The organism is Allobosea sp. GW821-FHT10B12 (genome assembly GCF_059415545.1).
The window spans coordinates 1-12,868 of record NZ_JBWKNL010000013.1; the positions used below are offsets into that span (position 1 = coordinate 1).

Annotated in this window: 12 protein-coding genes; 2 read left to right on the top strand and 10 right to left on the bottom strand. The window is 66.0% G+C overall.

The window, feature by feature from the left end; genetic code table 11:
- Nucleotides 1–245 precede the first annotated feature (245 nt).
- From AC07O0_RS27630 to AC07O0_RS27650, 5 genes are all read right to left on the bottom strand, one after another.
- Nucleotides 246–1,229 (bottom strand): peptide ABC transporter ATP-binding protein, encoded by a 984-nt coding sequence (locus AC07O0_RS27630; protein ID WP_494627632.1) that lies wholly within the window; start codon nucleotides 1,227–1,229, stop codon nucleotides 246–248.
- Nucleotides 1,226–2,248: an ABC transporter ATP-binding protein gene (locus AC07O0_RS27635; protein WP_494627634.1), complete on the bottom strand. Its 1,023-nt coding sequence runs from the start codon at nucleotides 2,246–2,248 to the stop codon at nucleotides 1,226–1,228. Before AC07O0_RS27635 ends, AC07O0_RS27630 begins: the two co-directional genes overlap by 4 nt.
- Before the next feature lie 4 nt (nucleotides 2,249–2,252).
- Nucleotides 2,253–3,158, bottom strand: a complete 906-nt coding sequence (locus AC07O0_RS27640) for an ABC transporter permease subunit (protein ID WP_494627636.1) — start codon at nucleotides 3,156–3,158, stop codon at nucleotides 2,253–2,255.
- A gap of 40 nt (nucleotides 3,159–3,198) precedes the next feature.
- Nucleotides 3,199–4,209 carry an ABC transporter permease subunit gene (locus AC07O0_RS27645; protein WP_494627638.1) on the bottom strand — a complete coding sequence of 337 codons (1,011 nt, stop codon included), beginning with the start codon at nucleotides 4,207–4,209 and terminating at the stop codon, nucleotides 3,199–3,201.
- 281 nt (nucleotides 4,210–4,490) lie between these two features.
- Nucleotides 4,491–6,083 (bottom strand): ABC transporter substrate-binding protein, encoded by a 1,593-nt coding sequence (locus AC07O0_RS27650; protein ID WP_494627640.1) that lies wholly within the window; start codon nucleotides 6,081–6,083, stop codon nucleotides 4,491–4,493.
- Nucleotides 6,084–6,356: 273 nt separating this feature from the next.
- On the opposite strand from AC07O0_RS27650, the gene AC07O0_RS27655 reads away from it, so the two are divergent.
- Nucleotides 6,357–7,691 (top strand): 8-oxoguanine deaminase, encoded by a 1,335-nt coding sequence (locus tag AC07O0_RS27655; protein WP_494627642.1) that lies wholly within the window; start codon nucleotides 6,357–6,359, stop codon nucleotides 7,689–7,691.
- On the opposite strand, the gene AC07O0_RS27660 is transcribed toward AC07O0_RS27655, so the two are convergent.
- From AC07O0_RS27660 to AC07O0_RS27675, 4 genes are all read right to left on the bottom strand, one after another.
- The gene (locus tag AC07O0_RS27660; RefSeq protein ID WP_494627644.1) at nucleotides 7,688–8,446 is read right to left on the bottom strand and encodes a pyrimidine 5'-nucleotidase; all 759 of its coding nucleotides are present in this window, start codon (nucleotides 8,444–8,446) and stop codon (nucleotides 7,688–7,690) included. The two genes, AC07O0_RS27655 and AC07O0_RS27660, sit on opposite strands and share 4 nt — an antisense overlap.
- 123 nt (nucleotides 8,447–8,569) lie before the next feature.
- On the bottom strand, nucleotides 8,570–9,466 hold the full coding sequence (gene argB, locus AC07O0_RS27665; RefSeq protein ID WP_494627646.1) for an acetylglutamate kinase: 897 nt from the start codon (nucleotides 9,464–9,466) through the stop codon (nucleotides 8,570–8,572).
- Nucleotides 9,467–9,555: 89 nt separating this feature from the next.
- Entirely contained in the window at nucleotides 9,556–9,927 is a 372-nt protein-coding gene (locus AC07O0_RS27670; protein ID WP_494627648.1) for a DUF423 domain-containing protein, read from the bottom strand.
- A 112-nt stretch (nucleotides 9,928–10,039) separates the two neighbouring features.
- On the bottom strand, nucleotides 10,040–11,065 hold the full coding sequence (locus AC07O0_RS27675; RefSeq protein WP_494627650.1) for a YihY/virulence factor BrkB family protein: 1,026 nt from the start codon (nucleotides 11,063–11,065) through the stop codon (nucleotides 10,040–10,042).
- 211 nt (nucleotides 11,066–11,276) lie between these two features.
- On the opposite strand from AC07O0_RS27675, the gene AC07O0_RS27680 reads away from it, so the two are divergent.
- Nucleotides 11,277–11,987, top strand: coding sequence for an outer membrane protein (locus AC07O0_RS27680; protein ID WP_494627652.1), 711 nt, complete (start codon nucleotides 11,277–11,279; stop codon nucleotides 11,985–11,987).
- 11 nt (nucleotides 11,988–11,998) lie between these two features.
- Here the strand turns inward: AC07O0_RS27680 and AC07O0_RS27685 are convergent, their stop codons facing one another.
- On the bottom strand, nucleotides 11,999–12,823 hold the full coding sequence (locus tag AC07O0_RS27685) for an AraC family transcriptional regulator (protein ID WP_494627654.1): 825 nt from the start codon (nucleotides 12,821–12,823) through the stop codon (nucleotides 11,999–12,001).
- Between the last annotated feature and the right edge of the window lie 45 nt (nucleotides 12,824–12,868).

Below are 12,868 nucleotides of genomic sequence, written 5' to 3' on the forward strand. Positions count from 1 at the left end.
ACTACGTCCCGCCGGTGCGCCAGTACCGCGAGGTCTCGCCAGGACACGCCGTCATGATCTGGGGCGAGGAATGGGAAGCCAAGCCGGTGATCGCCAAGGTGGCGTGAGCCGTCTCGTCATTGCGAAGACCGTAGTAATGAAGCCGTCCGGGAGCGGCAGAGCTGCTCTCGGACCGTTTTTGTTTTCGCTGGCAATGACACCGGCCTGCTCGGTGCAGGCCTATCAATCGATAGCCGTTTCCGCGCTCAAGCCGCCGTCTTCGCCAAGAACGTCTCGGCGTAGTGGCACGCGACCTGCCTGCCGTCGATCTCGCGCTTCTGCGGCCGCTCGGTGCGGCAGCGATCGGTGACGAAGGGGCAGCGGGTCGAGAAAACGCAGCCGGCCGGTGGATTGAGCGGCGAGGGTAGTTCGCCACGCAGCACGATTTTCTCGCGCTTGTCGCCGCCGACACGCGGCGTCGAGGCGAGCAGCGCCTGCGTGTAAGGGTGGAGCGGGCGGGCGTAGATCCGCTCCTTCGGGCCGTGCTCGATGGCATTGCCGAGATACATCACCATCACGTCATGGGCGATGTGCCGGACGACGCTGAGGTCGTGCGAGATGAAGAGATAGGCGAGCTTGAGCTCGTCCTGCAGGTCGGCGAGCAGGTTGAGCACCTGCGCCTGGATCGAGATGTCGAGCGCCGAGACCGGCTCGTCGGCGACAACCACCTTCGGCGAGAGGATCAGCGCGCGGGCAATCGCGATGCGCTGACGCTGGCCGCCGGAGAACATGTGCGGATAGCGGGCGTAGTGTTCCGGCCGCAGCCCGACCTTGGCCATCATGGCGCGGGCCTTCTCGGTGCGCTCGGCCTTGGAGAGGCTGGTGTTGATCAGCAGCGGCTCCTCGAGGATCGTGCCGATCTTCTTGCGCGGGTTGAGCGAACCATAGGGATTCTGGAAGACGAACTGGACGGTGCGGCGCAGGCGCCGCTGCTCGCTCGCCGGCGGCGAGACGGCGTCGAGCCCGTCGAGCGTGAGCGACCCTGAGGTCGGCTTCTCGATCAGCGTCGCCATGCGCGCAAGCGTCGACTTTCCGCAACCGGATTCACCGACGACGGCCAAAGTGCGCCCGGCCTCGACCGCGAAGGAAACCTTGTTCACCGCCTGCAATTGCGCCGGCGGGCGGAACAGCCCCTGCCTGACCTGATAGGTCTGCGTCAGGTCGTGGGCTTCGATGACGGGATTGCTCATCGGGCCGCCTCCGTCGCCAGGCCGGCATCGTCGCGAGCACGCTCCGCCTCGCGCTGGGCATCGCCGAGCGGGTAGTGGCAGCGCACATGGCCGTCAGCCCAAGGCCGGAGCTGGGGCTGGACGCTGCGCGAATGCTGGGTGGCATAGGCGCAGCGCGGGCTGAACAGGCAGCCTTTCGGGCGGTCGTTCAAGCCGGGCACCATGCCGGGGATCGTGGCGAGGCGGCTTTCGCCTTCGCTGCGTTCCGGCAGGGCGGCGAGCAGCGCGGCGGAATAGGGGTGCTGCGGAGCGGAGAACAGCGCGTCGACCTTGCGCTCCTCCATGATCTGCCCGGCATACATCACCATGATCCGCTGCGCGGTCTCGGCGACGACGCCCATGTTGTGGGTGATCAGGACGAGCGCCATGTTGCGCTCGCGCTGCAGCGTCATCAGCAAATCGAGGATCTGCGCCTGGATGGTGACGTCGAGCGCGGTGGTCGGCTCGTCGGCGATCAGCAGGCGCGGATTGCAGGCGATCGCCATTGCGATCATGACGCGCTGGTTCATGCCGCCGGAGAGCTGGTGGGGATAAGCCTTGAGGCGGCTTTCCGGGGCGGGGATGCCGACCTGCTCGAGCAGTTCGATCGCGCGGCGCTTGGCCGCCTTGCGGTCCATGCCTTCGTGCTTCTGCAGCGTCTCAGCGAGCTGGAAACCGATGGTGAAGCAGGGGTTCAGGCTGGTGCTCGGCTCCTGGAAGATCATCGCCACGTCCTTGCCGGTGAGCTGGCGGCGCTCGCGGGCGGACATGGTCAGGAGATCGCGGCCGTCGAAGCGCAATTTGTCGGCGCGGACGCGGCCGGGGTAGCCGACAAGGCCCATCAGAGCGAGCATGGTGACTGATTTGCCGGAGCCGGATTCGCCGACGACGCCGAGCACCTCGCCTTCGTCCAGGGTCAAGTCGATGCGGTCGACCGCGCGCAGGGTTCCCTGGGATGTCGGGAACTCGACGCTGAGGTTTTCGATCTCGAGCAGGGGCATGGGATCAGCGCTTCAATTTGGGATCGAGGGCATCGCGTAACCCGTCGCCGAGCAGGTTGAAGGCGAGCACGGTGATCAGGATGGCAAGGCCCGGGAACGTGACCACCCACCAGGCGCGCAGCACGAATTCGCGGGCGTCGGCGAGCATGGTGCCCCATTCCGGGGTGGGCGGCTGGGCGCCGAGGCCGAGGAAGCCGAGTGCCGCGGCGTCGAGGATCGCGGTGGAGACACCGAGCGTCGCCTGCACGATCAGCGGCGCGGCGCAGTTCGGCAGGATCTCGGAGAACATCAGCCGGGGCGTTTGCGCGCCGCTGACCTTGGCGGCGACGACATAGTCCTTCGAGGTTTCGGCGATGACGGCGGCGCGGGTGATGCGGACATAATGCGGCAGCACGACGATGGCGACGGCGAGCATCGCGTTCATCAGCCCCGGGCCGAGGATCGCGACGATGACGATGGCGAGCAGCAGGCTCGGCATGGTCATCAGGATGTCCATCACCCGCATGATGGCGATGTCGGCGAGGCCTTTGAAGAAGCCGGCGATGAGGCCGAGCACGATGCCGACGACGATCGCGATGGCGACGACGGCGATACCGATGACCAGCGAGAGCCGCGCGCCGTAGATGAGCCGCGAGAGGATGTCGCGGCCGATCGCATCGGTGCCGAGCGGATAGGACAGCGAACCACCCTCCTGCCAGAATGGCGGCTTCAGGAAGACGGCATTGTTGGTCAGGTTGGGATCGTGCGGGGCGATCAGCGGCGCGAACAGCGCGCAGAGCAGCACGATGCCGATGACGACGAGCCCCGCGACCGCGCCGCGGTTGGCGCTGAAATAGGTCCAGAACTCGCGGGCGGGATGCGGTGGCGCGCCTGTGGGCGTCGCGGGAACTTGCAAAGTCTCGGCGCTCATGGGCGAAGGCTCCGATGAGAGCGAAGGGACAAAAGAGCGATCATCGTGCGTGCCTGATGCGCGGGTTGATCAGGCCGTAGAGCAGGTCGACCAGGAGGTTGACGCTCATCACGACCATGCCGAGCAGCAGCGTGCCGCCCTGGAGAATGGGGTAGTCGCGCCGGCTGATCGCCTCGATCAGCCATTTGCCAACGCCCGGCCAGGAGAAGATCGTCTCGGTCAGGATCGCGCCGGTGAAGAGCGTGCCGACCTGCAGGCCGATTACGGTGACGACCGGGATCAGCGCGTTGCGCAGCCCGTGCAGGGCGACGACCCGCAGCGGCGCCATGCCCTTGGCGCGGGCGGTGCGGATATAATCCTCGCCGAGCACTTCGAGCATGGCCGAGCGGGTCATGCGGGCGATGACGGCGAGCGGCACGGTGCCGAGCACGATCGCCGGCAGCAACAGATGCGACAGCGCCGACCAGAAAGCGTCGATGTCGCCCGCGAGCAGACTGTCGATGGTGAGGAAGCCGGTGACCGGCTCGATGAAGTACTGCACCGCGATGCGGCCCGAGACCGGGGTGATGCCGAGCTGCACCGAGAACAGCAGGATGAGCAGCAGCCCCCACCAGAAGATCGGCATCGAATAGCCGGTGAGCGAGATGCCCATCACGCCATGGTCGAAGATCGAATTTCGCTTCACCGCGGCGATGATGCCGGCTGGGAGGCCGATAATCAGCGCGATCAGGATGGCGCAGAGCGCGAGTTCGATCGTGGCCGGGAAAAGCTGACCGAACTCGGAGAGCACGTTCTCGCGCGTCACGATCGACTTGCCGAGATCGCCCTGCACGACACGCTCGATATAGCGGCCGTACTGGACGAGGAGCGGCTGGTCGAGGCCGTATTCCTTCAGCAATTGCGCATGGCGGGCGGCATCGATGCCGCGCTCGCCGGCCATGGTCTCGATCGGGTCGCCCGGCACGAGCCGGACCAGGAAGAAGGCCAGCAGCGTGATGCCGATGAAGGTCGGGATGACGAGGCTGACCCTGGTCAGGATGAAGCGAAGCATGGTTGTGCCAGTCTTATTGGCCGGGCGTCTCGCCGCGCGGCGGCCGATCTTGTGATCTTAGTCAAATTCGAATTCCGGCGCAGCGCAAACACCAGAACGCCGCAAAGATCAAGAACGCGGCAGCAAAATCGGTGGATCGCGAGGGTGAGCGCCAGTCGAGACGGCACTGGCGGCGAAAGACCTGCAAACACCAATGCCGAGGTGCGCAATAATCGGAATTTTCGAGGCGCCGGCGAAGCAATGAATGCTCCGCCGGCGCCGGGGTTATTTGACGCAGAGCATCACTTGCCGATGTCGACGCCGTAGAAGACGTGACGGCTGAACGGCGAGAGCTTGAAGTCGATCACTTCCTTGCGGACCGGCTTGAGCTGGACCGCATGGGCGATGGTGAACCAGGGCGCCTGTTCCTTGAAGATCACCTGCGCCTGCCGGTAGAGCTTCTCGCGCTCGGCCTGATCGGTGATCGTCTTGGCCTTCGTCACCAGCTCGTCGAAGGGCTGGTAGCAGAACTTGGCGACGTTGCCGCCATTGTTCTTGGAGGCGTCGCAGCCGAGCAGCGTGTGCAGGAAGTTGTCCGGATCGCCATTGTCGCCGGTCCAGCCGAACATGCCGGTCTGGTGCTCGCCCGCCTGCAGGCGCTTGCGGTACTCGCCCCATTCGAAGGTCTTGATCTCGGCCTTGATGCCGACCTTGGCGAGGTCGGCCTGCATCAATTCCGCGATGCGCTTGGCGTTGGGGTTGTAGGGACGCTGCACCGGCATCGCCCAGAGGTCGATCTCCAGGCCGTTCGGGTAGCCGGCCTCGGCCAGCTCCTTCTTGGCCGCCTCCGGATCATAGGGGTCGTCCTTGATGGTCTCGTTATAGGACCACATGGTCGGCGGGATCGGGTTGGTCGCCGCGACGCCGCTGGTGAGATAGACCGCGTCGATGATCGCCTTCTTGTTGATCGCCTTGTTGACGGCGCGGCGGACCTTGACGTCGTCGAAGGGCTTCTTGGCGGTGTTGTAGGCGAGATAGCCGATGTTCAGGCCCGGCTGCTCCAGGATCTGGACGTTGGCGTCCTTCTTGATGGCGTCGAGATCGGCCGGATTCGGATAGGGCATGACATGGCATTCGCCCTTCTGCAGCTTGGCCCAGCGCACCGAGGCGTCAGGTGTGATCGCGAAGATCAGGTCGTCGATCTTGGCCTTGCCGGCCCAGTACTCGGGGAAGGCCTTGTAGCGGATGATCGCGTCCTTCTGGTACTGCACCAGATAGAAGGCGCCGGTGCCGACGGGCTCCTGGTCGAGCTTCTCGGGCGTGCCGGCCTTCAGCATGGCATCGGCGTATTCCTTCGACTGCACGCCGGCATATTGCATGGCGAGGTCGGCTAGGAACGGCGCCTCCGGCTGGTTCAGCGTGATCTTGACCGTGTAGTCGTCGACCTTCTCGACCGACTTCAAGAGCTTGGGCATGCCCATGTCGTTGAAGTAGGAGTGGTTCGAGCTGGTCACCTTGTAATAGGGGTGCGCCTCTTTCCACTGCCGCTCGAACATGAACATGATGTCGTCGGCGTTGAAGTCGCGCGTCGGCTTGAAGTTCTTGTTGGAATGCCACTTCACGTTCTTGCGCAGATGAAGGGTGTAGGTCAGCCCATCCGGCGAGACGTCCCACTTCTCCGCCAGGGCCGGCTGAACCTTGACGCCGCCGCGCTCGAACTGGACGATGGTGTCGTAGATCTGGGTGTTGGCGTCGAAGGACGTGCCGGTGGTGTTGACGCTCGGCGCGAAATTCTCCGGGCTGCCTTCCGAGCAATAGACCAGCGTCTTGGCCGCCAGCGGTTGCGCCGCCATCAGTGCCGAGGCCGACAGCGTCGCCAGCAACAATTTCTTCATGGGATCTCTCCTTGAGCCACGCTTCGCCTCGCAAGGCGAACGTTTTCCCCGTTGGACCGGAAGCCTCGCGGATGAAATCCCGTGGGCCGCCTTGCCAACAGCTTATTGAAAGACAAGCAGCGCGAACAGCCATCCAGCGTTCGCGCTGGGCGTGTGTTTTCGCGACGCAAGGTGCGGAAATACCTCCCCCGGAAGACCCAGCCCATAAGGCTGGCCTTCGTTATCACCCAAGCCTATGTCATTATTGAAGAATCGCTCGTAATCGGACCCGCCATGCGTCTCTGGATCAGGAACCCGCTCGCCATCCTCGCCGAAAATGCCGGGGGCGGGGTCGTGATCGAGGACGGGGTGATCGTCGAGCTGATCGCGAGTAGCGGCTATCCGGCGCTGCCGGTGACCGAAAGCTTCGACGCCTCGGCTCACGTCGTGTTGCCGGGATTGATCAATACCCACCACCACTTCTACCAGACGCTGACCCGCGCCCATCCGGCGGCGATCGACCGCGAGCTCTTTCCCTGGCTGAAGGCGCTCTACCCGCTCTGGGCACGGCTGCGGCCGGAGGATCTGCGGCTGGCGGTGCGCGCCGCGCTGGTCGAACTCATGCTTTCCGGCTGCACCACAGCCGCCGACCACCACTATCTCTATCCGGCCGGGCTGGAGAACGCCGTCGACATTGCCGTCGAGGAGGCGCGGGCGCTCGGCATCCGCGTCACCATCTCGCGCGGCTCGATGAACCTGTCGCAGAAGGATGGCGGCCTGCCGCCTGACGAGGTGGTGCAGGACGAGGACACGATCCTTGCCGATTGCGAGCGGGTGCTCTCCCTGTTCCATGACCCCAAGCCCGGCAGCATGGTGCAGATCGCGCTCGCGCCCTGCTCGCCCTTCTCGGTGACGACCTCGCTGATGGCGGCCTCGGCCGAATTGGCGACGCGCTTCGATGCACCGCTGCATACCCATCTGGCGGAAACCGAGGATGAGGACGCCTATTGCCGGGAGGTCTATGGCAAGCGCCCGCTCGATCTCCTGGAAGAAGCCGGCTGGCTGCGGCCAAAAACCTGGCTGGCGCACGGCATCCATTTCTCCTGCGAGGAATGCGAGCGGCTGGGCAAGGCCGGTGTCGGCGTCTGCCATTGCCCGACTTCGAACGGCGTGCTCGCCTCGGGCTTCTGCAAGACGCGGGAACTGGAGGCGGCAGGGGCGCCGGTCGGCCTCGGTGTCGACGGTTCGGCCAGCAATGACGGCTCGAACCTGATGGAGGAGCTGCGCCACGCGCTGCTGGTCAACCGGCTGCACTACACGAGCGCAAGCGCGGTGACGGCGCGCGACACGATCCGCTGGGCGACCGAGGGCTCGGCGCGTTGCCTCGGGCGTGCCGATATCGGCAGGATCGCCATCGGCCTGCAGGGCGATCTCGCGCTCTACAGACTCGACGAATTGCGCTTCTCGGGAGCGCATGACCCGATCGCGGCGCTGGTCCTATGCGGCGCCAACCGAGCCGACCGCGTCATGGTCGGCGGGCGCTGGCGCGTGATCGACGGCGAGATTCCGGGGCTGGACCTCACCTCCCTGCGTCGCGCCCATGGGCTAGCGGCTGAGCGTTACGCCTAAGGCCCGGCGAGCGGGATGGTCTCGCCCGCCCGCATCAGTGGTTTCAGGAAGCCGGTCAGATCATCGGTGACGAAATGGACGTGGGCGGCCTCGACCACCGCCTGCTCCGAAGCGTCGCGGAAGGGATCGGTCGTGCGCGGTACGATCAGCACCGTCTTCATGCCGAGGTCGTTCGGCACGATCAGGTTCTTGTCGATGTCCTCGAACATCGCCGCCCGTGCGGGATCGACCGCATGCTTGGCGAGGAAGTTCTCGTAGGTCGCCCGCTCAGGCTTGGGCAGGAAGCCGGCCTCGACGATGTCGAAGATGTCCTCGAAATGGTGGAGGATGCCGAGCTTGCCGGCGACGTTCTCGGCATGGCCGCGCGAGCCGTTGGTCAGGATCAGCTTACGGCCGGGCAGGGCGGCGATCGCCGCGCCGAGATCGGGATTGGGATCGAGCATCGTGAGGTCGATGTCGTGGGCGAAGGCGAGGAAATCGTCGGGATCGACGCCGTGCTCCGACATCAGCCCGTTCAGCGTCGTGCCGTAGCGCTCATAGTAGTAGCGGCGCAGCTCATGCGCGGAGAGGCCGTCGAGCCCGAAGAGCTGGAGCAGATAGAGGCTGATCCGCTCATTGACCTGCGGCCAGACCTGCGCCTCGTGCGAATAGAGCGTGTTGTCGAGGTCGAAGATCCAGTGGTCGACATGGCCGAACGCCGCCTGCTCCGGAAGGAGCGGGATGGCGGTGGCTGGGATGGTCGCGTTCTGGTTCATGGGGGCATGTCATGTGGGGGCAGCCATCATGACATGCAAGATGCTTGCAAAGTCCTTGCGACGGAGAGGTACACCGTCGTGCTCGGGTCTGCGCTTCGCTTCGCCCGAGAACGACGGCCAGTGTCACTTCCGGATGATCGTGCCCGAGCCGGTGTCGGTGAAGAGCTCGATCAGCGCCGCATGCGGGACCTTGCCGTCGAGGATGACGACGGCCTCGACGCCCTTCTCCAGCGCGTAGATGCAGGTCTCGATCTTCGGGATCATGCCGCCGGAGATGGTGCCGTCGGCGATCAGGCGCCGGCACTGCTCGATGGTGAGCTCGGGGATCAGCTGCTTCTCCTTGTCGAGCACGCCCGGCACGTCGGTGAGCAGCAGCAGGCGCTTGGCACCCAGCGCGCCGGCGATCGCGCCTGCGAAGGTGTCGGCGTTGACGTTGTAGGTCTGGCCGTCGGCAGCGGCGCAGACCGGCGCCAGCACTGGGATCAGCTCTTCCTTCAGGATCGCCTTGAGCACGGTGGTGTCGACCGTCTCGGGCTCGCCGACGAAGCCGAGATCCAGCACCTGCTCGATCTTCGAATCTGGGTCGACGATGGTGCGGGTCGCCTTCCTGGCGGTCACCATGTTGCCGTCCTTGCCGCAGAGCCCGATCGCCTTGCCGCCTTCGCGCGAGATGTAGCCGACGATCTCCTTGTTGACCGAGCCGGCCAGGACCATCTCGACCACGTCGACGGTGGCGGCGTCGGTGACGCGCAGGCCCTGCTTGAACTCGGACTTGATGCCGAGCTTCTCCAGCATGCGGGCGATCTGCGGCCCGCCGCCATGGCAGACCACCGGCTTCAGGCCGGACTGCTCGAGCAGCACCACGTCCTCGGCGAAATCCTCGGCGGTGGCGGCGTCGCCCATGGCGTTGCCGCCATATTTGATCACGATCACCTCCTGGTCGTAGCGCTGCATATGCGGCAGCGCCTGGACGAGCAGATCGGCGGCTTGCGAGGGCGTGAGATTGTGAGGGGCGTTCATCGGCAGGCTCCGCGAAGGCGCAGGGAGGCAGCCGCGCCGCGCCGCGTTCTAACTGAAGATATCGGGCTACGAAAGCGCGCCGATGCCGGTCAGGCGCGCTTGGCGAACAAGGCGGCGACGACGAGCCCGAGCCAGCCGCCGAGCATCATGAAGCCGCCGGCCGGCGCAGCGCCGAGGAAGAGCCGCTCGCCGTGGAAACCGCGCATCGCGAGATCGGCCGAAAACAGCGCGACGCCGAGGATCAGCAGCGAGATCGCAAGCCGCGCCGGCCAATCGGCCAGCAGTTCGGCCCGCCGTGCTGCGCAGGCGGCGATCACCGCAGGGGCATGGAAAAGCAGAATCTGCCCGGCGATCTGGGCGTTGTCGGAGGCGCCGGAATGCGTGCCGGCCGCGAGCAGCGTTACGCCTGAAAGCCCCATCAGCATGGCGATGGTGAGGTGGATGCGGGTCGCGGTGATCATGGGCATGTCCGTGTGGTTGGCCACGCAAGGGCCTTCGTGTTGAAGAGCAGACGCTGCGGTCGCGGACAAGGTCAAGCGGATGTGGCTGTGGCATCGTGCTCCAGCCGGCAGCTCAGCTTCGGCCTGGAGCGTTGCGGCTGAGTTGCGTCACCGGCGCCGGTGCCGAGCCATGGCGGCTCTGGTGCTCCAGTTCGGCATTGAGCTCGGCGCCGGCCAGCACGATCGTCGCCGAAAGCCAGAGCCAGGTCATGAACACGACGATGGTGGCGAGCGAGCCATAAGTCGCGGTGTAGCGGCCGAGCGTGCTGACATACCAGGAGAAGCCGATGGAGGTCGCGACCCAGAGCAGCGCCGCGGCGATGGCGCCGGGCAGCACCCAGGCGAAGCGCGGCGGCTTGCGGCTCGGGCCGATCCAGTAGAGGCAGCCGATCGCGGTGATGCCGACGAGGAAGAAGGCTGGCCAGCGCAGCCAGCGGATCAGCACTTCCAGCTCGTGGCCGAAGGGGAAGAGCGCGGTCACCACCGGCAGGCTCGCGATCAGCGCCAACGCCAGGATGAGAACGATGAGGGCACTCAGCGTGGTGCCGAGCGAGACCAGGTTGAGGCGGATGAAGCCGCGACGCTCGCGCACGCGATAGATGATGTTGAGCGCATCGAAGGCCGCCTTCATCGCGGCGTTGGCGCTCCAGACCGCGACGAGGAAGCTGATCAGGAAGGTCAGCGAGAGATTGGCGGTGTCCTGGCTCGCCAGCCTGATCGCCTGCTCGCGGATCAATTCGCGCGCCGCCAGCGGAAAGACGATGGTGACGTCGTCGAGCTGGCCGACGATCGTCGCCGGGTCGGTCAGCATGCCGTAGAGCGTCACCAGCAGCGACAGGGCCGGGACCAGCGAGAGCAGAGTGAAGAAGGCGACCGCGCCGGCGAGCGAAAGCACGCGCGCTTCCTGGATGCGGGCGCTGAAGCGCAGCAGCACATCCTTCCAGCCGCGCCAGGGCAGAGTGATCGGGCTCCTGGCGCCGCGTCCGCGCCGGGCCTGCCGCAGGGGCTCGCCGACCCGGCGCGAGACCAGGCCGTGGACATAACCCGCGACCACAGCCGCGAGCCCGGCAGCGCCCGTCAGTCGCTTGAAATAGGCCATGAGCGCTCCGCTGCAGGGGCTCTCGATCCTAGACACCTCCATCGCGCAGGCAACGTTGCGGCAAGTGTTTTCGTTCCGGAGGATCGGTGGCCGTCGAGCCTGCTTAGCGGTTCATTAACCTTAACATTTTCATAATCGTGCTCCTGACGCCATGGCGGCGCCGGTCGGATCGTCCGTCCGGACACAGTTGCCGTTCGAGCCCGAGAATTCGATGAAGACCGTTCTGAAAGCCGCCACCGCAGCCATCGCCCTGTTGGGCGCCGGCGCCTCATTGGCGGCCGATCTGCGCGGGAGGGGAGTCCTGCCGCCGGCGCCGGAGCTGCCGACCTTCTACAACTGGAGCGGCATCTATGTCGGCGGCCAGGTCGGCTATTCCTGGGGTTCCGATCGGGCGAGCGAGTTCGCAAGCGCTGGCCGCGTGCCACTCGGCCGCTCCTTCGACTACAGCCCGTCTTCCTTCATTGGTGGTGCGCGCCTGGGCTTCAACTACCAGCTCGGTTCGATCGTCGTTGGCGTCGAGGGCGATATCGAGGGCATGAATGCCCATGCGGGGCAGGGCGATCTCGGCGGCGTGGTCCGCGTCCGGCAGGACTGGCAGGGTTCGGTGCGCGCCCGCCTCGGCTACAGCCTCGACCGCATCCTGGTCTACGCCACGGCCGGCGCGGCCTTCACCAAGCTCGAATATTCCTATGTCACTCCGCTCGGCGGGCTGAGCGAGATCAGCAACACCTCCAGGACCGGTTGGACGGTCGGCGGCGGCGTCGACTACGCCCTGACCGATAACGTTATCCTCGGCCTCGACTACCGTTACACCGATTACGGCCGCTTCGATCATGTCGGCGCCGGCGCCTATCTCGGCCGCACGGTCGAGCACGAGCCGTCGGCGCATGCGGTCCGCGCCAGCCTCGCTTACAAATTCTAAGATATCGCGCCTCAACCCGCCCTGCGGAACATGCCGGGCGTGATGCCGTGCACGGCGCGGAAGCTGCGCGAGAGATGGCTCTGGTCGGAAAAGCCGGCGGCGAAAGCGGCGTCTGCCAGGCTGGCGCCGTCCTGGATCAGCCGGTTGGCTCGGCGCAGGCGGCGGTCGCGGATGAAGATGGCCGGCGTCGAGCCGGTGAGCTTCTTGAAGTCGCGGATGACCTGGAAACGGGTGACGCCGGCGGCCGCGGCAAGGCCTTGCAGATCGAGTTCGTCGGCGAGCCCTGCCTCGATCACCCCCTCATAGCGCGCGAAGCGGCGCTGCGCGCCTGAACGATCGAGCGGCTCGGCCGGCCGTTCGGCGTCGCCATGCCGAAGGATCAGGCGGCGCAGCGCGGTCAGCAGCGAGGCTTCGGCGCGGGTCGCATCCGCCGAGGTCGATTCCACATGGGCGGCGGCGAGGAGCCGGGAGAGCTCGGGATCGTCGAGCAGCGCCTGCGGGAACAGCGGCGCCTGCGCCTGGCCGAGCTCGGCCGCAACCTCAGAGAGGAGCGCGACCGAGGGATAGAAGGTGCGGTAGGCCCAGCCTTGCTCGGCGCCGGCCTCGCCGTCATGCCATTCCTCGGGATTGACGACGAGCACCGAGCCGGCCGGAGCCAGCACCTCCTGCTTGCCGACGCGCACCCGCTCGCAGCCTTCGGTGATCAGTGCAATCACATAGCCTTCATGGGTGTGGCGGTCATAGCGATGCTCGCGAAAGCGCGCCGCGAGCAGGCCGAGATCGCGGAAGGCGGCGTGGCGCCAGAACGCCTGACTCTCCTGCTGCGGCACGTTCATCGGTCAATCTGGTTCAAGACGCTGCCCGGCCCGCTCTCCTAATCC